The organism is Devosia sp. (genome assembly GCF_028290435.1).
GTDB lineage: Bacteria > Pseudomonadota > Alphaproteobacteria > Rhizobiales > Devosiaceae > Devosia.
In genome coordinates, this window is the sequence record NZ_JAQGJV010000063.1 from 16,769 (window position 1) to 40,108 (window position 23,340).

Genomic DNA, 23,340 nt, shown 5'->3' on the forward strand with positions numbered 1-23,340 from the left:
AAGGGTGGGGGTACGGTTGAATACCGAGCCTGTGGAAGCACACCCCCTTCCGGCTCGATCACGGACTTAGCGAAGGGCTAAGTCCTATCTCGCTCTCCCTCCCCGCAAGGGGGAGGGTGGCAGACTGCGCCATCGCGCACTGGACATAGTTCGTCCCGCCCGCTCATATCCGCCCCATGGACGCCACCACCCGATTCCCTGACGTGATGCTGCTGGCTGCGGGCCTTGGCACGCGGTTGCGGCCGATCACCGAGACCATGCCCAAGCCGCTGGTGCCCGTCGCCGGCATTCCACTGATCGAGCGGGTCATGGCCAATGCGCGCGACGAGGGCGCCAAGCGCTTCGTGGCCAATGCGCATTATCTGGGTGACCAGTTGCTGGTCCATTTCGCTGGCGGCCTCAAGATTTCCCAGGAGGAGACGCTGCTGGGCACTGGTGGCGGGGTCAAATATGCGTTGCCCATGCTGCATGCCGATCCGTTTTTCGTCATGAACACCGACGCGTTCTGGCCGGCCGGCAGCGATGCGCCGCTGGGGCGGATGATCGCGAAATTCGAGCAGGGCGATGCTGAAATCGTGCTGCTCTGCGTGCATCCGAGCGGCGCCACCGGCTTTGCCCGCAGCCACGATTTTTGCCTCGATCCGTTCGGCCGTGTCACGCGCGACTATGGTGCGCCGGTGATCTATGGCGGCGTCGCATTGGTCGCCAAATCGGTGTTCGCCGAAACGCCCGACGGCGCGTTCTCGTTCTATCCGCTGATCGAGGCGGCGCTGGAGCGCGAGACCTTGTTCGGCGTGGCGCTCAACGCGCCATGGCACCATGTCGGCGATGCCAAGGGCCTCGCTGAAGCCGAGGCCGCGCTGGCATGACGCTGTTTTCCATCGCCCCGCATGCAAAATTCCTCGAAACGCTGGCCGAGCGCGTGCTCGATGGCGCCCTGCTCAACGGTTGGGACCGCACCGGGCCATTCTGGCTCAGCGACATCACCATCGTGGTCCCCACCCGGCGCGCCAAGCTCGCACTCGCCGAGCATTTTGCCCGCCATGGCAATGGCCTCTTGCCCGATATCCGCACCTTCGGGGGCGAGGTGGAGGACGAGGAACCCTTCCTGCCGCCATTCGACCTGCCGGTCTTGCCGGGCACGGTCTCGACGCTGGAACGGCGGCTGGTGCTGAGCTGGCTGGTGTCGGCCTGGGCCAAGACCGCCAAGGGCCAGCAGGCCTTCGCCAATCCGCCCAATGCGGCGGAAATCCTGGGCATGGCGGAATCGCTGGGCGGACTGCTCGACGATCTGACCACCCAGGACGTTGGTCCCAGCCAACTCAACGGCATCGTGCCCGACGATCTGGCGGAAAACTGGCAGCAGACACTGGAGTTTCTCAAGATTGTCTTGGGTTACTGGCCGGAGCGCCTCAAGACCAACAACACCGCAGATGCCGCGCATCTGCGCAATATCCGGCTCGACCGGCAGGCCGCTGCCACCGCTCTGGTCTATGGCGATCGTCCGGTGATCGCGGCGGGCTCGACCGGCTCGATCCCCGCAACGGCGCGGCTACTGGCAGCCGTCGCCAAACTGCCGCGTGGGGCCATCGTGCTGCCCGGCTTCGATACCGGCATGACCGCACAGGGCCATGCCGATTTGCTCAACAATGCCAAGAACCCGCATGGGCATCCGCAATATGGCATGGCCAAGCTGTTGCGCGCGCTGGGGGCGGGCGTCGGCGATGTGGTCGAGCTGGCCGGGGATGCTGCCGAGCGCACCACGCTCATGCGCCGCGCCTTGGCGCTGACCGACGACACGGCGCTCTGGGCGCAGCAGAAATTGACGCCGCCCGAATTGGCGCGGGCGGTGGATGGCGTCAGCCTGATCAGCGCCCGCACCGAGGACGAGGAGGCCCGCGCCGTGGCGCTGGCGGCGCGCGATGCCCTGGCGCAGCGCCGGACGGTGGGCATCATCACGCCCGACCGTAATCTGGCGCGGCGCATCGCAGCCGAGCTCGGGCGCTTCGGTGTCACCGTCGATGACGCGGCCGGCGTGCCGCTGTTTCACTCGGCCGTGGGACGGCTGGCGCGGCAAATTCTGGCGCTGGCGGCCAATGGCTGTGGCGCGGTCGACCTGATGGCGCTGCTGCGCAACCGCGCAGCGCTGTTCGGGCTGGAGCGCGAGCGGATCAATGCGCTGGCCGACCAGATCGAACTCGGCCTTCTGCGCGGGCAGCGTGCCAGTCCGGGGCTAGCGGGTCTCAGAAGGCTGCTCGACGTTAATATTAGCGGGGATACCAAGTATCCCGTCAAACGGCTGTATGAGACGGACAGGCCTCAGATTGAAGACCTCTTCACCCGCATCGAGGCGGCCCTGTCGCCGCTGCTGGTGCTGTTGGAGACATCCGAAACCGATTCGGGTCGCTTTGGCGCAGCGCTGATGGCGGCGTTCGATGCCGTGGCGGACGGCGCGCAGCTGCCCGGCCGTCGCGAGCTGAACGATTGGTCCATCGAACTTCGGACTCAAAAAGGCGAGGGGCTCAAATTCCCGCCGCGCGGGCTCGATAATGTGCTGGCCGCGCTCATGCTGGGCTTTCAGGTGCGGACCAGCGAGATAAGGCGGCAGGATATTTTCATCTGGGGGCAGATCGAGGCGCGGCTGCAAAATCCGGACCTGCTGATCCTGGCCGCCCTCAATGAGGATAAATGGCCCGAACCGGCCGATCCGGGGCCATGGCTCAGTCGGGGTATGCGGCTGGCCGCGGGGCTGGAGCCGCCGGAACGGCAATCGGGCCTCGCCGCGCATGACTTCGCGCAGGCCCTGGGCAATGGCGCGGTGATCGTGGCCTATTCGGAGCGGCTGGGCACCAGGCCGGCGATCGCCTCGCGGCTGGTGCAGCGGCTGGAAGCCTTTGCGGGCGACGAGGCCGCAAAGGCCATGCGGGCCAAGGGCCAAGTCTGGCTGGAGGCGGCGCGGCAGTTGGATGCGGTGGCGGAGGTTCGTCAGGCCACTCCCCCGGCACCGAATCCGAGCGCCGAACTGCGACCGCGAAAACTGTCGGTTACCGAGATCGAGACGCTGATGCGCTCGCCCTATGATGTCTATGCCAAGCATGTGCTCAAGCTGCGGCCGATGGACCCGCTGGGCGAAAATCCCGATGCGCGCGAGCGCGGCAATATCATCCACGACATCTTTGCGCGCTTCGTCATCGAGCGCTGCGACGTGATGGCGAGCGAGGCGCTGGACACGCTCAACGCCATGGCGGTCGAGGGCTTTGCGGGGCTCGATGCCATTGGGGAGCGTCGCGATATCTGGCTGCGGCGCTTCGATACCGCCGCGCGATTCTTTCTGGAGTTCGAGCGCGAGCGCAATGAGCGGGTCAGGCTGCGGCATGCCGAAATCGACGGGGAGTGGAAACTGCCCAGTGGCTTCACGCTGACCGGGCGTGCCGACCGGGTGGATGAGATGATCGATGGGACGCTGGAAATCATCGATTTCAAGACCGGCTCGCCGCCGACGCCCGGGATAATGAAGGCTTTCGAAGCGCCCCAATTGCTGCTGGAGGCGGCGATGGGGGGAGCGGGCGCGATGGCGGGGATCGCCGGGGCCGATACCAGTGCGCTGACCTATGTGAAGGTCGGGCTTGGGCCTGAGGCCTTCGTGCCCAAGGATTTTACGCTGGCCGACGAATTCGGATTGATGGACGCGGCGGACGAGGCCAGCCGGCGCATGCAGCGCCATGTCGATGTTTTCCTGTTCCACGATACGCCGATGCTGGCGCGCATCCTGCCGCTGCCCAACCAGCGCTTCGCCGGCGCCTATGAGCATCTGGCGCGCATGGCCGAATGGACCGCGATCGACGGCGAGGAGGACGAGCTGTGAGAGGATTGCTGCGCGTCCCACCCCAGACCGAGGCCAATCAGCGCAAGGCGGCTGATCCGGCCTGGTCGATCTGGGTGGAGGCCAATGCCGGCTCGGGCAAGACCCATGTGCTGACCCAGCGCGTGCTGCGCCTGCTGCTGGCCAATGTGGCGCCGCAATCGATCCTCTGCCTGACCTATACCAAGGCGGCGGCCGCCGAGATGCGGCGGCGGGTGTCCAAACTGCTTGCCGGTTGGGCGACCATGTCTCCGGCTGACCTCGAGATCGAACTGCGCAAGGTGGTTCCTGGCGCCATCGACGATGATTTGCGGGCGCTGGCCCGAACGCTCTTCGCCAAGGCGCTGGAAACGCCGGGTGGGCTCAAGATCGTCACCATTCATGCCTTTTGCGAATCGGTGCTGCACCGGTTTCCGTTGGAAGCGGCGGTGCCATTCGACTTCAGCGTGATCGAGGAGGAGGAGCGGGCCGGCATGGTGCTGGCGGCGCGCGAAATGGTGCTGGCCAGCGGGCTCAAGGGGGGCGCGCATGCCGAGGCGGTCGAGACGCTATTTGGCCTGCTGAGCGATTTTTCCATCGCCGAGGCCATCGACGCGGCTCTGGCCGATGGGCGCAAGCTCAAGGCCGTGCTGGCCGACCGCGCTGGGGCGAAGGCGCGGCTGCGGGCGCTGACTGGGTTCGACAGTGGACCGGGCAGCGCGCAGATTGCCGAGATGATCGTGGGGGAGCGGCTGGTGGGGCCGGCCGAAGTGGCGCGGCTCTTGGCGATCACGCCGCCCAAGGCCATTGGCAACCGCTTCGAGGATCGGCTGGCGCGACTCAATGTCCGCCTGCCGACGGCGGCGCATTGGATGGGGGCCTTTCTCAAGGACGACGGCACCGTGCCGGCGCGGTTCCCCGTCAAGGCGGTGAGCCTGACCGATCCGGCCTTGGCCGAACTGTTGCTGGCGGAGGCGGAGCGGCTGGCGGACCTGGCGGCGCTGCGACGCCATGCGCTGCTGATCGAGCGCAGCGAGGCGGTGCTCGACGTGGTGGGCGCGATTTCCGACAATTACGAAGCGCGCAAGCGGGCAAGGGCGCTGCTGGATTTTGACGACCTGGTGCAAAAGCTCGGCGACCTGTTCGAAAATTCCGTGCTGGGGCCGTGGGTGCAATACAAGCTTGATGCGGGGATCGATCATATCCTGGTGGATGAGAGCCAGGATACCAATCCCGAGCAATGGCGGGTGGTGCGAGCGATTGCCGATGAGTTCTTCCGTGGCGCCAGCGCGGTGCAGCGGCCGCGATCGCTGTTCGCGGTGGGCGACCAGAAGCAGTCGATCTATTCGTTCCAGGGGGCCGAGCCGGCTTTGTTCGGCGAGACCGGCCAACTGTTCAAGGACCTGGCGGCCGATGCCAAGCGCGATTTCGCCTGGCTGCCGCTGCATACCAGCTTTCGGACTTTGCGCGGCATTCTGGAGGCGGTGGACAAGGTTTCCGATCGGCCGGATATCCAGGAGGCGCTGCTCTCGACCGAGAAGGTGCATCACGATACCGCCCGCTCCGAGCCCGGCGGCACGGTGACGCTATGGCCGCCGTTGCAGCAACTGGCCAGCGTCATCCAGCCCGGCGAATGGCCGACGGAGCCGGTCGATGCCGAGCGAACTGCCCCGCGGCAGGTGGCCGAGCGCGTTGCGGGCGAAATTGCCGGCTGGATCGCCACGAAACGCCCCCTGGCCAATCGCGGCAAGGCGGTCACGGCGGACGACGTGCTGATCCTGGTGCAATCTCGCAATGCGCTGTTCCAGGAAATCATCCGGGCGCTGCGGCGGCGCAATATTCCGACGCCGGGCGCCGATCGGCTGAAGGTGACCGGCCATATCGCGGTGCTGGACCTGTTGGCGCTGTGCGACGTGCTGCTCAATCCGGCCGACGATCTGCAACTGGCGGCGCTGTTGCGCTCGCCGCTGTTCGATATTTCGGAGGATGAGCTGTTCGCGTTGGCCCAGCCGCGGGCCAAGAATGAAACGCTGTGGCAGGCGCTGCACACATGCGTGCTGTCTGAATGTATGGCGGCATTCGAAAAACTGACGCGCTGGCGGGGGCAGTTGGATTTCGAGCGGCCGTTCGAATTCCTCGCGGCGGTGCTCTATGCCGAAGGCGGGCTCAAGCGCTTTCATGCGCGGCTGGGCACTGAGGTGGACGAGGTGTTTGCCGAACTGCTGGAACTGGCGCTGGGCCACGAGCAGACCGAGCAGCCGAGCCTGCAGGGGTTCGTGGCGGAAATGCGCGAAAGAGACGTGTCGATCAAGCGGGAGCTGGCCGAGGCCGGATCGGGCGTGCGAGTGATGACGGTGCATGGCGCCAAGGGGCTGGAAGCGCCGATCGTGATCTTGGCCGATGCGGCCAGCAAACCGGCCGGGCGGCAGGTCAGCAAGCCGCTCTACATGCTGCCGGACGCGCCGGGGCCGCTGCTGATCCATGCCTCGGGGGAAAAGAACCACGTGGCGCAGACGCTGGCGCAGCGCGATATCTTCAAGGGCAAGCAGGAGCAGGAATATTGGCGCAAGCTCTATGTCGGCATGACGCGGGCCGAGGATGAGCTTTACGTCACCGGGGCGCTGACCGCCGGGCGCGATGCCGGGGGACAGCTCAAGGGCACCTGGTATGAGGCCATTGAGGGCGCCCTGCGGCCGCACGCGCAGAGTGTAGCCGATGCCGACGGCGGGGAGACGGCGCTGGTCTATCCGTTGTTACGGCCAGAGCCGAAGCCGGTGGCGACGGTCGAGAATGCCGCGCCGCTGATCGATATCGCCGCGGCGCTGCAGCCCTTGCCGGCTTATGCGGCTCCGGTGATCGTCAGCCCGTCATCGGTCCACGTGAGCGCGGGAATGACCGTGTTCGATAGCGCGGCCGAGCGGGTGGCCGATGCCGATACGTCGCGCAAAAGCGGCGTCGCGCTGCATGCCTTGCTGCAGCATTTGCCCAAGCTCGATCCGGCCCTGTGGCCGGTTGTCGTGCTCAAGGCCATGCCGGTGCTATTGCCGGCCCTGCCCAGGCAGCACCAGGCGGTGGGTGCCAAGGCCATCGCTATTCTCGCGCGCCCCGAACTGGCGCATGTCTTTGGCATGAGCAGCCGGGCCGAAGTGGCATTCGCCCTCGATGTGCTCCGTGACGGAGCGCTCGTGCAACTCGCCGGGCGGATCGATAGGCTAATCGTTGACGACTCTAGTGTATTGGTGGTGGACTACAAATCCGACGCGGCCCCTCCGGCGGGGCCCGAACAGGTGCCGCAGAATTATCGAACCCAGTTGGGACTTTATGCGTTGGTTGCAGGTCAGCTGTTCCCGGGCCGTACGGTGCGGGCAGCCATCCTGTGGACCGCATTGGAATCGTTGATGGAATTGCCGCCGGCCCTGCTGGCGGAAGCTGCTGAGGGTTTCACCCTTCGGTGACACAACTTGAAGAGTGGCTGGACTCGCACCAGCTTTTGGATCACACAGACCGTCGCTTTCAACCCCAAAGGCAAACCCCAAATGACTCAACATGTTTCCGACGCCGATTTTGGCGAGGAAGTCCTTAACTCCAAAGAGCCAGTCCTCGTGGATTTCTGGGCCGAGTGGTGCGGGCCGTGCCTGGCGATCGCCCCCGTGCTCGATGAGCTGTCCACCGAGCTGAGCGGCAAGGTCAAGATCGTCAAGCTCAACGTCGACGAGAATCCCTCGACCACCGCCAAGTACGGCGTCCGTTCGATCCCCACCATGATCCTGTTCAAGGGTGGCGAAGCTGCCGACATGAAGATCGGCGCGGGTACGCCCAAGGCCGGCCTCTCCAAGTGGCTCACCAGCCACGCGGCATAAGCTTTAGCCCAATAGAATTTCAAACACCGCCGGAGCGATCCGGCGGTGTTTTTGTTTGTAGGTGGGATAGTTCGGAGCGACAGCCGAACTTGGAATGTCGTTGCTGTCGCGCATCCGCGACTCAGCCTAGTCTCGCCCTCCCTCAACCGGAGACACACCATGGCCCACCAAGTGACCGATGCCGATTTTTCTGCCGAAGTGCTGCAGGCGCACGAGCCGGTGCTGGTGGATTTCTGGGCCGAGTGGTGCCAGCCATGCCTGGCCATGGACCCAATCATGGACACGCTCTCGGTCGAGCTGGCCGGACGGGCCAAGATCGTCAAGATCGACGTCGCCAGCAATCCGGCCATTGTCAGCCAATACGGCGTGCGCGCCATGCCCACGCTGATGGTATTCAAGAATGGCCAGCCGGTCGACATCAAGGTCGGCGCCGGGCAGTCGCGGGTGCAATTGCTCAAGTGGCTGGAAAGCCACGCCGCCTGATTTGCCCAAGCCCGCCTGCCTCTGCTAAGTCTTAAGAAAAATTAGGCTTTTGGAGGATTCGAGGCATGGCACATATCGATCTGGCGGCAGCGCCGTTCAATCTCGATGACGATGCAATGGCCTGGGTGTCCACCACCCTGGCCGGGCTGGGGCCGCGCGACAAGCTGGCGCAATTGTTCGTGCTGATGGTGCGCGGCGCGCCCGAAACCTTCCTCGACACTGTTTTGCGCTTCAAGCCGGGTGGCATCACGCGGCTGTTCACGCCCGATCTCGAGAGCGAAATCGGCCTGGCGCGCGACCTGATCTCCGGCTCGGCAATCCCTCCGCTGGTCAGCGCGGACCTCGAAGGCAGCCGCATGAGCTTGCCTTTCGGCACTGCCGTGCCAAATCCCCTTGGGCTGGCGGCGGCCGACGATGTCGCGGCCACCGAGGCGATTGCCACCATAATGGCGCGCGAGGCCCATGCGGTGGGGCTCAACTGGAGCTTCACCCCGGTCGTCGATATCAATGCCGCGTTTAAGAGTGCTATTGTGGGCACCCGCTCCTATGGCAGCGATGTGGACCGCATCGAGCGCCACGCGCTGGCGCAGATCGCCGCCTTCCAGGCCAATGGCGTGGCGGCGACCGTCAAGCACTGGCCCGGCGAAGGGTTCGACGATCGCGACCAGCATCTGGTGACCACGGTCAATCCGCTGGGCTTTGCCGAATGGGACGCCAAATTCGGCCGCCTCTATCGCGCTGCCATCGAGGCCGGCGTGCTGGCGGTGATGGCTGGCCACATCGCGTTCCCCGCCTTCGTGCGTGAACTCGATCCTGACGCGGGCGGCGAAGCCTTCCGCCCCGCTTCGATCAGCGCCGTGCTCAACCAGACGCTGCTGCGCCAACGGCTCGGCTTTAACGGGCTGATCGTCTCGGACGCGACGGCCATGGCCGGGCTGGGCGATTGGGGCCCGCGGGATGTGACCCTGCCTGAAGTGGTCTCCAGCGGCTGCGACGTAATCCTATTCTCCGACGATCCCGATGCGGACCTGATGCGCCTGGTCTCGGCCATCGCCGATGGGCGGCTTACCCAGGAGCGCGTCGATGAAGCCGTTACCCGCATCCTGGCGCTCAAGGCCAAGCTGGGCCTGCACAAAGCGCAACTGCCGCCCGAGCTGGAAACGGCACGCGCTGTGCTCGGCGATCCGGGCAGCGCCATCACCGCCCATTCGGTCACCAGCCGGGTGCCGACCCTGGTCAAGGACACGCAGAACCTGCTGCCGCTGAGCCCCGCGCGGCATCGGCGCGTGCTGGTGTTTTCCGGCGATATCGTCATGCCTCTGGCGCCCGGACCGGTGGCGTTCAGCGTGCCGGAGCGGCTGGAGCGCGAGGGCTTTGCGGTGACGCTCTACACGCCCGGCATGAGCGTCAATCCGCGCGATTTCGATCTGGTGCTGTATCTGTTCGGCGACGAGACGCTGCTCACGCGCAGCAGCATTTTCCTCGACTGGATGAAGCTGACCGGAGGCCTGTTCGGCGCCATGCACCGCTATTGGCACGACATCCCGACGCTGATGATCTCGTTCGGCTATCCCTATTATCTTTACGACGCGCCGCGCGTGAAGACCTATATCAATGCCTACGGCACTGCGGAGCCGCTGCAGGAGGCGGTGGTGGAGGCGCTGCTGGGACGCACCCAATTTGCCGGCAATAGCCCGGTGGATGCGTTCTGCGGCAGCGAACAGGCGCGGTATTGAACCGGGCCTGAACGGAACCTTCCACCTGTTGCCGCAATTGCCTCATAGGTTAGGCTCGACCAATACCAACCCGATACACCAAGGGACCCGATAGTCATGATTCGTCGCGATGCACTGCTGCTTGGCCTCACTGCCGCCCTGGCCTCGACGCTGCCCGCGCTGGCGCTGGACCGCGCGCTGAGCCCCGAGGAGCAGCAGCTGATCACCGACATCGGCGCCCATAATTCGGCGATCCGCACCATGGTGGGCCGGTTTCTGCAGATCGACACCAATGGCGGGCGCACCGAGGGCACGTTCTTCCTGGAACGGCCGGACAAGATTCGCTTCCGCTACAATCCGCCCAGCAAGGAAGAGATCGTTTCGGTGGGCCGTGGTTTTTACGTGCTCAACCGGGCCGACGAAACCTATTACGCCTATCCGCAGGACTCGATCCCGCTGCGCCAGTTCCTCGGCGACAAGATCGACCTGCTGGCCGCCAATGTGCTCGACGTCACCGATGCGGATGGCTATCTGACCGTGACGCTGAGCGACGACACCGCCGCCGGCACGGTGCAGGTGTCGTTGATTTTCGACGTCGCCACCATGGATCTGGTGCAGTGGAGCCTGGTGGAGCCCAGCGGGTCGGAACTGACGTTCTCGCTCTATGACGTCGAAAAAGGCGTCGATATCCCGCGCTCGTATTTCTCGATCCCCGCGACGTACAAGGGACTGGATCCCTCGACCAAGCGGTAAGGGTCCTATGCAGGGTATCCACCACCCTCTGTTCTTCCCGCGGACTTGATCCGCGGGTCACTCTCACCCCGGCACAAACGACGGGAGGCCCGCGGATCAAGTCCGCGGGAGGGCCGGTAGGTGTGGTTGGCTAGTGGATAGCCGGCCGATCGTCGCCCTTACTTCCCGAACGCCAGGATCGCCACCAGCCCGGCGGCGCCGACGATAATCCGCCACCAGGCGAAGGGCGCAAAACCGTAGCTGGAGACGAAGTTCAGCAGGTAGCGCACCACGATCGCGCCGACCACGAAGGCGGCGGCAAAGCCGATGGCGATATTGAGCCCGGCGCTCATGTCGATCAGGTCGCGGCTTTTGTAGAGATCGTAGCCGAAGGCGCCGATCATGATCGGCAGGGCGATGAAAAAGGTGAACTCCGCCGCCGAGCGCTTGCTGGCGCCGAACAGCATGGCGCCCACCACGGTCGAGCCCGAACGCGATACGCCGGGCACGAGGCTGAGCATCTGGAACAGCCCGATGATCAGGGCGAGATACCAGGGATACTGGTAGATATCGTCGTAGATCACCCGCTTGGGCATGCGGTCGACAATCAGCAGGATGACGCCGCCAACCAAGAGGCATGAACAGATCAGCACGGGCGATTCCCACAGCGCGCCCTGGATCACGTCATGCAGCAGAACGCCGGCGATGATGGCCGGCACGCAGGCGAGGATCACGCTGAGCGCGAAGCGCCACGCATAGGCTTTGCCGGTGAGAGCATCGCGGATCAACAGCGCCAGTCGGGTGAAATAAATGGTCACGATGGCCAGGATCGCCCCGAGCTGAATCAGCACGATAAACGCTGCCGGCTGGGTCAATCCGAAGAAATGACCGGCCAATAAAAGATGCCCGGTCGAGCTGACTGGCAAGAATTCGGTAAGCCCTTCCAGAATTCCCAGGACGAGCGGCACAAAAAGACCTTGATCCACGTTCAGATGATCCCCTAATTCTGGCTGCTTGGCGCCGCGTAGGCTGCTACGCTCATAGCGTGGTTCGCGCGAGCCGCCAAGAAGCCGCTGGGGCTGGCGGCAAAATGTAATGATTTGTAAGAAAGAGCGTGCCGAATGCCCACTCTGCTGCACCATCCTCTCGATCCGTCGTCCCGCCTTGCACGATTGATGTGCGCTGAATATGGCGTGCCGCTGGACGTGGAGGAGATCAAGCCATGGTTGCGCGAACCGGGCCTGCTCGAAATCAACCCGGCCGCCACCCTGCCCATCATGATGGGCGAGCATGATGCACCGGTGGTGGGCCTGCTGGCCGTCATCCACGCCATCGAGGAGCAGTACACGCCAAGCGTGGTCGAAGGCCTGATCCCATCCAGCGCCCCGGCGCGCGCCGAGATGTGGCGGCTGATGGAATGGGTGATTTTCAAGCTCAATGACGAGGTGACCCGCTACATCCTCGAAGAAAAGATCGTCAAGCGCGACCAGCGCGGCGCCACCCCCGAGCCGTCGGTACTGCGTGTGGCCAAGGCCAATCTCAACGAGCACATGCTCTATTTCAACTGGCTGTTCGCCACCCGCCAGTGGCTCGCCGGCAATAGCCTGACCCTGGCCGATTTCGCCCTAGCGGCGCACTTGTCCACGCTCGACTATCTGGGCGATATCGACTGGGGCAAGGCCGGCGAGACGCGCCTCTGGTACTCCCGCATCAAATCGCGCCCGGCGTTCCGGACGCTGCTCAATGACCGCGTGGTGGCGATGCCGCCGCATTCGGGCTATGCCGACCTGGATTTTTAGGCTTGTGACGCGGTGAACATGTGACGGCGCAGCCTCCATCGACCGACAAGCTCATCGCCGAACTGCGGGCTCGCGCCACAGCGCTCGGCTTTGACAGTTTTGGCATTGCCTCGGCCACGTCCCGCCCCGATCTGCCGGCCAAGCTGAAAGCTGCGCTCGATGCGGGCTGGCATGGCGAAATGGAGTGGATGGCCGAAACCGCGGAGCGGCGCGGCCGCCCGAATGCGCTGTGGCCCGAGGCGCGCTCGATCATCCTGTTGGGCGTAAACTACGGGCCGGAGAGCGATCCGCTGGCCGTGCTGGCCGAACGCGATCGCGGCTCGATTTCGGTCTATGCCCGCAATCGCGATTATCACGAGATCATCAAAGGCAAGCTCAAGGAACTGGCGGGGCTGCTGTCGCGGCGGTCTGGCGCCGAGGTGAAGGTGTTTGTGGACACCGCGCCGGTGATGGAAAAGCCGCTGGCGGAAGCGGCGGGACTGGGCTGGCAGGGCAAGCATACCGTGCTGGTTAGTCGCGACTTCGGCTCCTGGCTGTTTCTCGGGGCGATTTTCACCTCGGCCGAATTGCCCGTCAGCACCCCGCATGAAGAAAGCTGCGGCTCCTGCACACGGTGCCTCGATATTTGCCCCACCAATGCCTTTCCTGCGCCGTTTCAGCTTGATGCGCGAAAATGCCTGGCCTATCTCAATATCGAGCATCAGGGGCCCATTCCACACGAGTTTCGCGTGCCGATGGGCAACCGCATCTATGGCTGCGACGATTGCTTGGCGGTGTGTCCGTGGAACAAATTCGCCAAGGTGAGCCGTGAGGCCAAGCTGCGCGCGCGGGCCGACCTGGAGCGGCCGGCGCTTGCCGATCTGGCGCGGCTGGACGATGACGGTTTCCGTAGCCTGTTCGCCGCCTCGCCAATCAAGCGGATCGGGCATGCGCGGTTTCTACGCAATGTAATGATCGCCGTGGGCAATAGCGCGGATGCCGAACTGGCGCCGCTGGCCGAGGCGCGGCTGGAGGCCGAAAGCCCGCTCGTGCGCGGCGCGGCGATCTGGGCGCTGCGGCGGCTGGCGCCGGCCAAGGCCGATGCGCAAAGGCTTGCTTCTCTGGGCCGGGAAAGCCACAACAGCGTCCGTCTCGAATGGACCGCGGACCTCTGATGTTTTTCTTTTTCGGCATGGGTTTTTCGTCGCAGGCCGCGGCGCGGGCCATTTTTGCGCATGATCCCTCCGCCGTCATCGCCGGCACCTCGCGCACGAAGGAAGGCGCCGCAGCGCTGACCCGGCATGATATTTCCGCCCATATCTTTGACGGCACTGCGCCCGGCCATACGCTGGGGACCGAGCTGCGCAACGCCACCCACGTAGTGCTCTCCATCGCCCCCGACGAGGCGGGCGATCCGGCGCTGATCCATCACCGTGCCGATCTGGACGCCGCGCCGAACCTGGCCTGGCTGTGCTATTATTCCACAGTCGGGGTCTATGGCGATTTCGGCGGCGCCTGGATCGACGAGACCGCGCCGCTGGTGCCGCGCAATGCCCGCTCCGACCGGCGCGTGCTGGCCGAGCAGGCCTGGCGCGATTATGCGGCCGAGCGCGGCGTCCCGCTGGCCATCCTGCGGCTCGCCGGCATCTACGGCCCCGGCCGTTCCACTTTCGACAAGCTCGCCGAGGGTACCTCGCGCCGTATCGTCAAGCCGGGCCAAGTGTTCAACCGCATTCATGTCGCCGATATCGGCCGGATCACCGCTTTGGCGGCGGAGCAGAAGCTGGACGGCACCTTCAACGTGTCCGATGACGAACCGGCCCCGCCCCAGGATGTGATCGCCCATGCGGCCGCGATGGCGGGGGTGACCCCGCCGCCAGAGGTCGCCTTCGACAGTGCTGACCTCACCCCGATGCAGCGCTCGTTCTATGCCGACAACAAGCGCGTCTCCAATGCGGCAATCAAGAGCGCCTTGGGCATCGACCTGCTGTTTCCCACTTACCGCGACGGCCTCGCCGATTGCCTGTCGAGACAACCATGACCGTCCAGCCCGCTAAGTTTGCTCCGCAGCGTATCGTCCTCAGCGGCAAATATGCCCGGCTTGAACCCATCGCCATCCACCATGCGGCGGATCTCTATGCTGCCTCCATCGGCGAGGGCGTGCCCGAGCGCTATCGCTGGCTCTACGAATATCCACCCGCCACGCAGGCCGATATCGAGAGCTGGATCAATGGCGTCGCGTTGCTGCATGACCAGACCTTCGTCGCGGTGATCGACAAGGCCAGCGGCCGCGCGGTGGGCCGCCAGGCCTGGCTGCGCATTTTTCCCGAGCACGCCTCCATCGAAATTGGCGGCGTTTACTGGGGCCCAGCGATGGCGCGCTCGCGCCTGGCGACCGAGGCGCTGTATCTGTTTGCCCGGCACGCGTTCGACGATCTGGGCTATCGGCGTTTTGAGTGGAAATGCAACAACCTCAACGCGCCATCGAAGGCGGCGGCATTGCGGTTTGGGTTTCAATATGAAGGCCTGTTCCGGCAGGACCGTATCGCCAAGGGAGAGAACCGCGATACCGCATGGTACTCGATCATCGACGGGGAATGGCCGGCTTTGCGGGCGGAGTATGAGCGGTGGCTGGCGCCGGACAATTTTGATGCGGATGGGGCGCAGAAGAGCAAGCTGGTGACGCGGGGGTAGGCACCGACTCTTCCTCACCTCGCCCCTCCGGGGAGAGGTCGACCCTTAGGGTCGGGTGAGGGGCCTTTACCGGGTGAGGCGCTTGCGGAAGGCCCCCTCACCCGTCGCTGCGCGCCGACCTCTCCCCGGAGGGGCGAGGTGAGAAGGGCCTTACCCCTCCACCAGCCCCATCACCGCTGCTTTCAATCGCGCCAAATCCTCGGGCCGGCTCAAGCGATGATCTCCATCGGGAATCAGCGTCAGTGTCACCGGGTCGTGCAGGATATGGGTCACCAGTTTGATCGCCGCCGCTTGCGGAACATCGGGGTCTTGCCCGCCCTGCAGGATCACAACCGGGCATCCCGTTTCGATCACGCCGCCAAACAGCAGGTGCTGTGTCCCGTCCTCGATCAGTTTGCGCGTGATGCGATACGGCGTGCTGGAATATTGCGATGGCCGGTCCACGTAGCCCACATTCTGCAGCGACTCATGCTGCTCGGGCGAAAATCCCGGCAACATGCGCTCATGGGTCATGTCGACGCCCGGCGCGATTAGCACCAGCCCCTTGGCGCGGTGGCTATTGTTCGCCAGCATCGCCTTGACCAGCAACAGCGCGATCCAGCCGCCCATTGAGGAGCCGACGATGATCTGCGGCCCGGTGGTGGTGGCGAACACCGCCTGCGCCTCTTCCAGCCAGCGGCTGATGGTGCCGTCTTCGAAATCTCCGCCCGAAACCCCGTGCGCCGAGTAGTCGAACCGCGTCACCGCCAAACCCGCCTCAGTGCCCAGCGCGTCCAGCGCCATGGCCTTGGCGCCGATCATGTCCGACCGAAATCCGCCCAGCCAGAACAGCCCGGGTGAACTACCGTCGCGCGTTTCCATGGCGATGGTGCGGGCTTCGTCCCCGGTTCCCACCGTCAGCGTCGCGCTTTGTATGTTGGGCATAGGTGGCAGCCTCTTTCGATGTTATAAAGCCTAACCAGCAATGGTGGCCCGGCGCGGGCGCAAAGGCGCAACAGGGCGCATTTTGTGCGTGTTTGCCTGTTGACTTATGCCTGCGCTAACACGATTTTATGGCCGATTTCACCATTTGGTTTGTCAATACAAGGAACGTTTGCCATTCGTCGTCCCATGAGACCAGTTGCGCCCCAGAAAGATGGGCCGCCCTCTAACGAAGATATCACCAGTGCCGATGTCCAGCTCATCGACGCTGAAGGCGAGAACCGCGGGATCGTCAACACCCGCATCGCGCTCGCAGAAGCCCAGGAACAGGGTCTGGACCTGGTCTTGATCTCTCCCAATGCCGTGCCGCCGGTCGCCAAGATGCTCGACCTCGGCCGCTTCAAATACGCCGCGCAGAAAAAAGCTGCCGAGGCGCGCAAGAAGCAGAAGGTGATCGAGGTCAAGGAAGTCCAGCTCCGGCCCAATATCGATACCCACGACTACGACACCAAGATGAAGGCGGTCGAACGCTTCCTGGATGACGGTGACCGGGTCAAGATCACCATGCGCTTTCGCGGTCGCGAAATGGCCCACCAGGATATCGGCATGCAGTTGCTGATCAAGGTCAAGGACCAGTTCGAGCCCGTGGCCAAGGTCGAGTCGCAGCCGCGCTCGGAAGGTCGTCAGATGGTCATGGTGCTGGCGCCCAAATAAGGGCTTGCCGCATAAATTGAGAAAGGCAGGCCGCTTGGCCTGCCTTTTTTGTTGGGAGCATGGTCGGCTCAGGCGATCCAGCCCAGCGCCGTCTCGACCTCGGCCGCCATGGGAATGGCCGGTTGCGCGCCCGGCTTGAGGCAGGCCAGGCTCGCCGCGACTGCCGCGCGCTTCATTGCCGCCTTGAGATTCAGCCCCGCGTCGAGTCCGGCCGCCAGATAGCCGCAAAACGTATCGCCAGCCCCCACGGTGTCGATTGGCTTAATTGGGAGCGCATGGACATGAAACAGCTCGCCCTTGGTGGCGGCCTTGGCGCCATCGCCGCCCAGCGTCACGATGACGGTCTGGTCGTGCTTGGCCGACCAGTCGAGCATGGCGGCCTCGAGTTCGTCCATGCCGCGACCGCTCAGCAGCTGGAATTCGGTTTCATTGGCGACCAGGATGCTTGCCTTGTGGGCAACGCTCGGCGTGCTGTCGAGATAGGGCGCGGTATTGAGAATGGAGACGAGGCCCCGCTCGCGGCCCAAGTCCAACGCCCGCTCGGTCGCTGCCTGCGGAATTTCCTGCTGCAGCATGACGACGCTGCCTGCCGCCAGTCCGCCCAGTGCGGCATCGGCATCCGCCGCCGTCACCGTGGCATTGGCCCCGGGCAGCACGGCGATACAGTTCTCGCCCTTGGCGTCGACGAAGATCATCGCGATCGCGGTGGCGCCGGGCGATACCTTGAGGCCGCTCAGGTCCACTCCGCCGGCTCGCAAAAGGCGTAGCGCGCTGTCCGCGAAATCATCGTCGCCGACCGCCGAAATGTGCTTCACGTCCGAACCGGCCCGCCGCGCCGCCAGCGCCTGGTTGGAGCCCTTGCCGCCCGGCGCGGTCGCGAACTCGCCGCCCAGCACCGTCTCGCCGGGCTTGGGCAGGCGTGGCACGGTGCCGATTTGGTCCAGACCCGTGGAGCCGAAAACAGTAATCATTTGGCAGCTTTCAAAACAGTGTTCCAGTTGCGCGACGTCCATAGCCGCTTTTTGCCGAAGTGCTTCCAGATCATTTCCATGCCCTGACCATAGCGGCCTTCGGCATTGCGAAATGTCAGCACGAAGACCTCGCTATCGGTCAGCTTGACCACTTCGAAATCGCCGGCCACGGCGCAGGGCATGGGGAGCGACCTGGCATCGAGATCGTCCACGAAGGTGACGTAGAGTTTGGTGTCGTCGTCTTCCACGCGACCGGCGAACGGGTCAAGCCCCACAATGTCGCGCAAGTGCGCCTGACTGCGCAGCACGGTACCGATCTCGAAGCCGAACTGCAGCGCGAGGCTTTTCTCGATGGCGCGGACGTCCACCGCATCGGCGTCGAACAGCACATTGCCGCTCGCCAGCAGCGTCTTGACGTTGTCGAAGCCCATCGCCGTGAAGGCGGTCAGCAGGTCGGCGCTCTTGACTTGGCGCTTGCCCAGGTTGACGCCGCGCAGAAACGCCGCATAGCGCGTCACGATGCACGGCTCTTGCCCTGGGGATAGATCGTCTCGCCCTTGGCGAGCATCTCGACAAAGGCTTTTATGTTTTTCTCGCGCCCCGCTGCCGTCTTCAGATTGCCGATGCGAAAGCCAAGCGCGAACCGGTTCTGGGCGCTCAGCGTCTCATAGGTCGCCAGCGCCTTGGGCTCGGCCCTGATGGCCTCCATCAGTTCGTCCGGCATCACCATGGTTTTGGAACTGCCATAGGCCGCGTCCCAGCGCCCGTCCGTTTTGGCCGCCTCGACATGTTTCAGGCCATGCTCTGTCATGCGCCCGTCGGCGACCAGCCGGGCGACATTGTCGCGGTTGATCTGGCTCCAGAGGCTCTTCTTGCCGCGGCGCGTATAGCGCTGCACGAAGGAGACATCGTCCCAGGACTTGCGGATGGCATCGATCCAGCCCCAGCACAACACCACGTCGATGGCTTCCACCGCCGTGATCGTCGGCTTGCCGGAGGCCTTCTTGAAGATGCGGATCCACACCTCGTCGTCCTTGTCATGATGGGCCTTGAGCCAATCGTAGAAGGCGTCCTGGTTGGGGAATTCCCGGATTTTTTGCGGATCGACGATGACCGGCGCCATTTAGCCGGCCTTGGGGGCTTGATCGATGATGCGCTGCAGCACCGGGTCCAGCAATTCGGCTGCGGGCAGGCCGAGGCCGAACACGCCGCTCAGCGCCTCGCGCAAGGCCTCGACGGTCTCCAGCACCTGCACCGCGTCGGGCTCGCCTGCCGCGCGCACCGTCAGCCGATTGCCCCCCAGCGTGATCCTGCGGCCGCTGGGTGACAGCGCCACGCCGAGGTCGCGGACAAATTTGGAGCCGGGATCGGTCGACACGAACAGGTTGGGCGCCGCGTAATCGGCTTCCTGCTGTTCGGCCAGCGTGAACACATAGAGCGTGCGCCAATGCTCGCCGAGTTGCACCTGCAGGTGCCAGTCGGGGTCTCCGCCGGTCAGCCGATAGGTTTCGTGCGGGGTGGTCTGCTCGATATCGGCGCGCAGCTTCATCGGCGCGGTCAGTCCCAGGCCGCCAAAACCCACATCCGCAATATAGGTCGTGCCCGCGATATCGACGGCCAGCACCATATGGGTGGGCGGACGATGGACCGCTTCGGTATCGGCCCAGACCACGCGCGCCGCCAGGCCCCGCACCGTGAAATCGAGGTCCTGCAGCACCGCCATCAGCAGCGTGTTGTGCTCGAAACAATAGCCGCCGCGGCGCTCGGCCAGCAGCTTCTGCTCAAGGCTCGCCTGGTCCAGCAGCACCGGCAGGCCAAGCAGTGGATTAAGATTTTCGAATGGAATGGTGGCTGGATGCAGGGCGTGGATCAATTCCAGCGTCGCCAGGCTCGGCGCGATCGAGCCCGCAAAACCGATGCGCTCGAAATAAGCGTTGAGATTGACCTTCCGACTCATCGACCACCCTTGTCGTTGTTTTCGATTGCGCCGCAATATGCTGCAAGCCGACCGGCTTTGTCACGTCGGGGCGCGCATTTTTGGATCAAGGGAAATCAGCATGGGCATGTTCGACTGGCTAACCGGCAGCAAATCGGCCCCCAGCGGGGTGGCGCGCCAGCCGGCTTCCGCCCTGCGCCAGCAACTGCTGGCGATCAACCGCGATACCGCGCCCTTTATCGTTCGCGACGGCGCGCCTGAAAACTGCGACCTCGTGGCCGAATGGAAGATCGTCGATGCCCGCTGGTACGAGATCTTCGCCAAGGCCGGGCTCGAAAAGACCTTCAAGGTGCTGATGAAGTTCGACGAGGCCAGTGGCGAAGTGCGCTCCGTGGATCAGGAATGGAGCGTGGAATGGCGTGCCGGCGTGCCCAGCCTCGCCCTCGCCGTCTCCAGTTTTCGCGGCCAGAAAAAGGAATTCAGCTTCGGCACCGCCTTCGCCTTCAAGGAGGAGGATCTCTCCTTCGGCAAGGTCTACGAATACCGCTTCAAGACCAGCGAAATCAAAGACCCCCTGGTTGCCGCCGCCCAGGCTGCCGGCTGGGGCTGGAAGGGCGTGGCGTTCGGGAAATTGTGAGGCACTTGAATGGAACTCCGTTTGTAGTTACATTGCGATGACTTTCGAGTGGGACGAGGACAAGAACCGCGCCAATCTGCTCAAGCATGGCATCAGCTTCGAAGAAGCTGAACTGATTTTCCAGGGACCGATATTTTCGCGTCCTGACGTTCGCTTCGACTACGGCGAGCTGCGGATCCTGAGTATTGGCATGATCCGAGAAATCGTGGCTGTTGCGGTGGTTCATACCGACCGCGATGGCGCGGTTCGCCTCATCTCTGCCCGGCTTGCCAATCGGCAGGAAAGGAAGTCCTACCATGAGCATTTCGGAGAAGCGCCTGGCTGAATTGGCGGCGCGGGGCGATGACAAGATCGACTATAGCGATATCCCCGAGCTCAACGACGCGTTCTGGGCCAATGCCAAACTGGTCGAGCCCGAAGGCACGCAGCAGGTCACATTGCGCGTCAAGAAATCCGTGCTTGATGCGTATAAGGCCACCGGCAAAGGCTACCAGACCCGAATGAATGCCGTCCTGGAATCATTTGCGCGCACATTGCGCAAGTAAGCCGCTCAGCCCTGCTGCTTGCGGATCCGGATCACCACGTCGACATGGCTCATCACCATGCCGTGCGGCACTTCGGGGAGGGTCTTGAATTCCACGGCCGTAGCCGGAATGTCGATCATGCGCTGTTCGTCTTCGACGTAGAAGTGATGGTGATCGGACGTATCGGTATCGAAATAGGAGCGCGAGGCATCCACGGCGACCTCGCGCAAGAGGCCCGCTTCGTGGAACTGGTGCAGGGTATTGTAGATCGTCGCCAGCGAAACATTGACGCTGGCCTCGTTGGCCTCGCCATGCAGTTGCTCGGCGCTGACATGGCGATGCGGGCCCCCGAACAGCAATTCGGCCAGGGCGACGCGCTGGCGCGTAGGGCGCAGGCCCGCCATGCGCAGCACGGCCGTGAGGCAGGGCTTGCGGGAGGGAAGGGCCCGAACGGTCTGGTTGCGATCTGGCATTGGGTCCTTTGGAACACGAAAAGGGCCGGAAAACTTGCCTTCCTTATAGCCATGCGGCCCCCTTGGCACAAGCGGCGCGGCGCGCCGTGGCTGCGGCCAACTGGCACTCACCCACAGGAGGCTTACTTGACCCCTTTGCCGCACCCCTCTACTAGGGTCGACAAGGGTTAATCGGGAGCTTTGGATGGCGGACCGCGCGAACGCATTTGGGTATGAAGAGCTGCTGGCACACGGTCGCGGCGAACTACCGGGGCAAATGGATGCCCGTCTGCCCGCCCCGCCCATGTTGATGTTTGATCGCATCACCCGCATCCAGGCCGATGAAGGCGCCTATGGCAAAGGCTATGTGGTCGCCGAACTCGATCTGCATCCGGACCTCTGGTTCTTCAAGTGCCATTTCATTGGCGATCCGGTGATGCCGGGTTGCCTTGGGCTCGATGCGCTATGGCAGATGACTGGCTTTTTCCTTGGTTGGTCGGGCTCGCGCGGACGCGGTCGCGCCCTTGGCGGAGAGATCAAGTTTACCGGCCAGGCGACCACCGAAAAAAAGCTGCTTGAATATCGCATCGACATCAAGCGCCACATGCGTTCCCCCTTGCCGTTCGGTATCGCCACCGGCACCGTCAAAGCGGACGGCGAAACCATCTACGTGGCCGAAAATCTCAGGGTTGGCCTCATTCCTGTCGCATGAGTGCTGAAAAGCACCTGATATGGGTGCCATGAACTTGATTTGTATAACACAATAAGAGACGCCAGCCTGAAGGCGTCCGGCGGAAGACGGAGCGAGGCAAGCAGATGAGACGGGTTGTCGTCACCGGCATGGGTATCATTTCCTCGATCGGCAATACGATCGCCGAGGTGATCACGAGCCTGCGCACCGCCAAGCCAGGCATTATCGCTGCGCCCGATTACATCGACCTGGGCTTTCGCAGCCAGGTTCATGGCGACCCCCAGCTCGATCCGTTTGCTATCCTCGATCGGCGCGTCACCCGTTTCATGGGCAAGGGCGCGGCCTGGAACTATCTGGCCATGCAGCAGGCGATCGCCGATGCGGGCCTCGAAACCAGCGACATCTCGAATCCGCGCACCGGCATCGTCATGGGCTCGGGCGGCACCTCGACCCGCACCATTGTGGAAGCCGCCGATATCACCCGCGAAAAGAAAAGCCCCAAGCGCATCGGCCCCCTGGCTGTGCCCAAGGCCATGGGCTCGACCGCCTCGGCAACGCTGGCTACCGCCTTCGGTATCAAGGGCATCAACTATTCCATCTCGGCAGCCTGCGCGACGTCCAAACATTGCATCGGCAATGCCTATGAGCAGATCATGATGGGCAAGCAGGATATCGTTTTTGCGGGCGGCCATGAGGATCTGGACTGGACGCTGAGCGACCTGTTCGACGCCATGGGCGCGATGTCCTCGGACTTCAACGATACTCCGGCCCGGGCTTCGCGCGCTTATGACCGCGACCGCGATGGCTTCGTCATCTCCGGTGGGGCGGGTGTGCTGGTGCTCGAGGAGCTGGAGCACGCCAAGGCGCGCGGCGCCACCATCCATGCCGAAGTGATCGGCTATGGGGCAACTTCTGACGGGCTCGACATGGTCGCGCCCTCGGGCGAGGGGGCCGAACGCTGCATGCGCATGGCGCTGGAAAACGTCAAACACAAGATCGACTACATCAACCCCCACGCCACCTCGACCCCGGTCGGCGACGCCAAGGAGATGGAGGCCATCCGGGCGCTCTTCGGCAATGAGGACAAGTGCCCGCCGATCTCGGCCACCAAATCGCTGACCGGACATTCGCAGGGCGCCACTGGCGTGCATGAATCGATCTATTCGATCCTGATGATGCGCGAGCGCTTCATCTGCGAAAGCGCCAATATCGAGAACCTCGATCCAGCCTTCGAAGATATGCCCATCCTGCGCCAGCGCCGCGATAATGCGGACCTGGGCGTGGTGCTGTCCAATTCATTCGGGTTTGGCGGGACGAACGCGGCTCTGGTGTTCAAGCACCCGGACGCTTAGCGCCGCGGGCTTCGCCAGCGGCCTACGCATTGATCCATC

Annotated in this window: 24 protein-coding genes; 17 read left to right on the forward strand and 7 right to left on the reverse strand. The window is 63.9% G+C overall.

Annotated features, from left to right (window positions below; all coding sequences use genetic code 11):
• Positions 1 to 176 precede the first annotated feature (176 nt).
• From JWP26_RS14110 to JWP26_RS14140, 7 genes are all read left to right on the forward strand, one after another.
• Positions 177 to 869, forward strand: coding sequence for a nucleotidyltransferase family protein (locus tag JWP26_RS14110; protein ID WP_299728786.1), 693 nt, complete (start codon positions 177 to 179; stop codon positions 867 to 869).
• The gene (addB, locus tag JWP26_RS14115; RefSeq protein WP_299728789.1) at positions 866 to 3,865 is read left to right on the forward strand and encodes a double-strand break repair protein AddB; all 3,000 of its coding nucleotides are present in this window, start codon (positions 866 to 868) and stop codon (positions 3,863 to 3,865) included. The genes JWP26_RS14110 and addB overlap by 4 nt, the downstream gene beginning before the upstream one ends.
• A complete protein-coding gene (gene addA / locus JWP26_RS14120; RefSeq protein ID WP_299728791.1) occupies positions 3,862 to 7,296 on the forward strand; it encodes a double-strand break repair helicase AddA in 3,435 nt (1,144 codons plus the stop codon). Before addB ends, addA begins: the two co-directional genes overlap by 4 nt.
• Before the next feature lie 81 nt (positions 7,297 to 7,377).
• Positions 7,378 to 7,701 (forward strand): thioredoxin, encoded by a 324-nt coding sequence (trxA, locus tag JWP26_RS14125; protein ID WP_299728793.1) that lies wholly within the window; start codon positions 7,378 to 7,380, stop codon positions 7,699 to 7,701.
• 159 nt (positions 7,702 to 7,860) lie between these two features.
• Positions 7,861 to 8,184: a thioredoxin gene (trxA, locus tag JWP26_RS14130; RefSeq protein ID WP_299728796.1), complete on the forward strand. Its 324-nt coding sequence runs from the start codon at positions 7,861 to 7,863 to the stop codon at positions 8,182 to 8,184.
• Between the two features lie 65 nt (positions 8,185 to 8,249).
• On the forward strand, positions 8,250 to 9,920 hold the full coding sequence (locus JWP26_RS14135) for a glycoside hydrolase family 3 N-terminal domain-containing protein (RefSeq protein ID WP_299728799.1): 1,671 nt from the start codon (positions 8,250 to 8,252) through the stop codon (positions 9,918 to 9,920).
• A 96-nt stretch (positions 9,921 to 10,016) separates the two neighbouring features.
• The gene (locus tag JWP26_RS14140) at positions 10,017 to 10,652 is read left to right on the forward strand and encodes an outer-membrane lipoprotein carrier protein LolA (RefSeq protein ID WP_299728801.1); all 636 of its coding nucleotides are present in this window, start codon (positions 10,017 to 10,019) and stop codon (positions 10,650 to 10,652) included.
• 158 nt (positions 10,653 to 10,810) lie between these two features.
• Here the strand turns inward: JWP26_RS14140 and JWP26_RS14145 are convergent, their stop codons facing one another.
• Positions 10,811 to 11,617, reverse strand: coding sequence for an undecaprenyl-diphosphate phosphatase (locus JWP26_RS14145; protein ID WP_299728803.1), 807 nt, complete (start codon positions 11,615 to 11,617; stop codon positions 10,811 to 10,813).
• A gap of 135 nt (positions 11,618 to 11,752) precedes the next feature.
• Here JWP26_RS14145 and JWP26_RS14150 point away from each other — a divergent pair, with 135 nt between their 5' ends.
• From JWP26_RS14150 to JWP26_RS14165, 4 genes are read left to right on the forward strand one after another with little or no spacing between them, the layout of a single operon-like run.
• Complete coding sequence (locus JWP26_RS14150; RefSeq protein WP_299728805.1) at positions 11,753 to 12,430, forward strand: glutathione S-transferase family protein; 678 nt, start codon at positions 11,753 to 11,755, stop codon at positions 12,428 to 12,430.
• A 20-nt stretch (positions 12,431 to 12,450) separates the two neighbouring features.
• Complete coding sequence (queG, locus tag JWP26_RS14155; RefSeq protein ID WP_299728808.1) at positions 12,451 to 13,584, forward strand: tRNA epoxyqueuosine(34) reductase QueG; 1,134 nt, start codon at positions 12,451 to 12,453, stop codon at positions 13,582 to 13,584.
• Positions 13,584 to 14,450 (forward strand): NAD-dependent epimerase/dehydratase family protein, encoded by an 867-nt coding sequence (locus tag JWP26_RS14160; protein WP_299728811.1) that lies wholly within the window; start codon positions 13,584 to 13,586, stop codon positions 14,448 to 14,450. Before queG ends, JWP26_RS14160 begins: the two co-directional genes overlap by 1 nt.
• A complete protein-coding gene (locus JWP26_RS14165) occupies positions 14,447 to 15,103 on the forward strand; it encodes a GNAT family protein (protein WP_299728814.1) in 657 nt (218 codons plus the stop codon). Before JWP26_RS14160 ends, JWP26_RS14165 begins: the two co-directional genes overlap by 4 nt.
• 150 nt (positions 15,104 to 15,253) lie before the next feature.
• Here JWP26_RS14165 and JWP26_RS14170 read toward each other — a convergent pair whose 3' ends face one another.
• Complete coding sequence (locus JWP26_RS14170; protein ID WP_299728817.1) at positions 15,254 to 16,027, reverse strand: alpha/beta hydrolase; 774 nt, start codon at positions 16,025 to 16,027, stop codon at positions 15,254 to 15,256.
• Between the two features lie 174 nt (positions 16,028 to 16,201).
• Between JWP26_RS14170 and infC the strand changes: the two genes are divergently transcribed.
• Entirely contained in the window at positions 16,202 to 16,738 is a 537-nt protein-coding gene (infC, locus tag JWP26_RS14175) for a translation initiation factor IF-3 (RefSeq protein WP_299728880.1), read from the forward strand.
• 68 nt (positions 16,739 to 16,806) lie between these two features.
• Here infC and JWP26_RS14180 read toward each other — a convergent pair whose 3' ends face one another.
• Genes JWP26_RS14180 through JWP26_RS14195 form a run of 4 tightly spaced genes read right to left on the reverse strand, consistent with a single transcriptional unit; the run spans position 16,807 to position 19,666 of the window.
• Positions 16,807 to 17,709 carry a ribokinase gene (locus JWP26_RS14180; protein ID WP_299728820.1) on the reverse strand — a complete coding sequence of 301 codons (903 nt, stop codon included), beginning with the start codon at positions 17,707 to 17,709 and terminating at the stop codon, positions 16,807 to 16,809.
• On the reverse strand, positions 17,706 to 18,227 hold the full coding sequence (locus tag JWP26_RS14185; RefSeq protein WP_299728823.1) for a DUF1697 domain-containing protein: 522 nt from the start codon (positions 18,225 to 18,227) through the stop codon (positions 17,706 to 17,708). Before JWP26_RS14185 ends, JWP26_RS14180 begins: the two co-directional genes overlap by 4 nt.
• Positions 18,224 to 18,832 carry a YdeI family protein gene (locus tag JWP26_RS14190; protein WP_299728826.1) on the reverse strand — a complete coding sequence of 203 codons (609 nt, stop codon included), beginning with the start codon at positions 18,830 to 18,832 and terminating at the stop codon, positions 18,224 to 18,226. The genes JWP26_RS14185 and JWP26_RS14190 overlap by 4 nt, the downstream gene beginning before the upstream one ends.
• A complete protein-coding gene (locus JWP26_RS14195) occupies positions 18,833 to 19,666 on the reverse strand; it encodes an arylamine N-acetyltransferase (protein ID WP_299728829.1) in 834 nt (277 codons plus the stop codon).
• Positions 19,667 to 19,766: 100 nt separating this feature from the next.
• On the opposite strand from JWP26_RS14195, the gene JWP26_RS14200 reads away from it, so the two are divergent.
• From JWP26_RS14200 to JWP26_RS14210, 3 genes are read left to right on the forward strand one after another with little or no spacing between them, the layout of a single operon-like run.
• Positions 19,767 to 20,282: a hypothetical protein gene (locus JWP26_RS14200; RefSeq protein WP_299728832.1), complete on the forward strand. Its 516-nt coding sequence runs from the start codon at positions 19,767 to 19,769 to the stop codon at positions 20,280 to 20,282.
• Between the two features lie 37 nt (positions 20,283 to 20,319).
• The gene (locus tag JWP26_RS14205; RefSeq protein WP_299728835.1) at positions 20,320 to 20,607 is read left to right on the forward strand and encodes a BrnT family toxin; all 288 of its coding nucleotides are present in this window, start codon (positions 20,320 to 20,322) and stop codon (positions 20,605 to 20,607) included.
• Positions 20,579 to 20,827, forward strand: a complete 249-nt coding sequence (locus JWP26_RS14210; protein WP_299728838.1) for a BrnA antitoxin family protein — start codon at positions 20,579 to 20,581, stop codon at positions 20,825 to 20,827. Before JWP26_RS14205 ends, JWP26_RS14210 begins: the two co-directional genes overlap by 29 nt.
• 5 nt (positions 20,828 to 20,832) lie before the next feature.
• Here JWP26_RS14210 and irrA read toward each other — a convergent pair whose 3' ends face one another.
• Positions 20,833 to 21,279: an iron response transcriptional regulator IrrA gene (irrA, locus tag JWP26_RS14215; RefSeq protein WP_299728841.1), complete on the reverse strand. Its 447-nt coding sequence runs from the start codon at positions 21,277 to 21,279 to the stop codon at positions 20,833 to 20,835.
• Positions 21,280 to 21,463: 184 nt separating this feature from the next.
• Between irrA and fabA the strand changes: the two genes are divergently transcribed.
• Both fabA and fabB read left to right on the forward strand, forming a co-directional pair.
• Positions 21,464 to 21,970, forward strand: a complete 507-nt coding sequence (fabA, locus tag JWP26_RS14220) for a 3-hydroxyacyl-[acyl-carrier-protein] dehydratase FabA (protein WP_299728844.1) — start codon at positions 21,464 to 21,466, stop codon at positions 21,968 to 21,970.
• Between the two features lie 104 nt (positions 21,971 to 22,074).
• Complete coding sequence (fabB, locus tag JWP26_RS14225; RefSeq protein WP_299728847.1) at positions 22,075 to 23,301, forward strand: beta-ketoacyl-ACP synthase I; 1,227 nt, start codon at positions 22,075 to 22,077, stop codon at positions 23,299 to 23,301.
• The last annotated feature ends 39 nt before the right edge of the window (positions 23,302 to 23,340 follow it).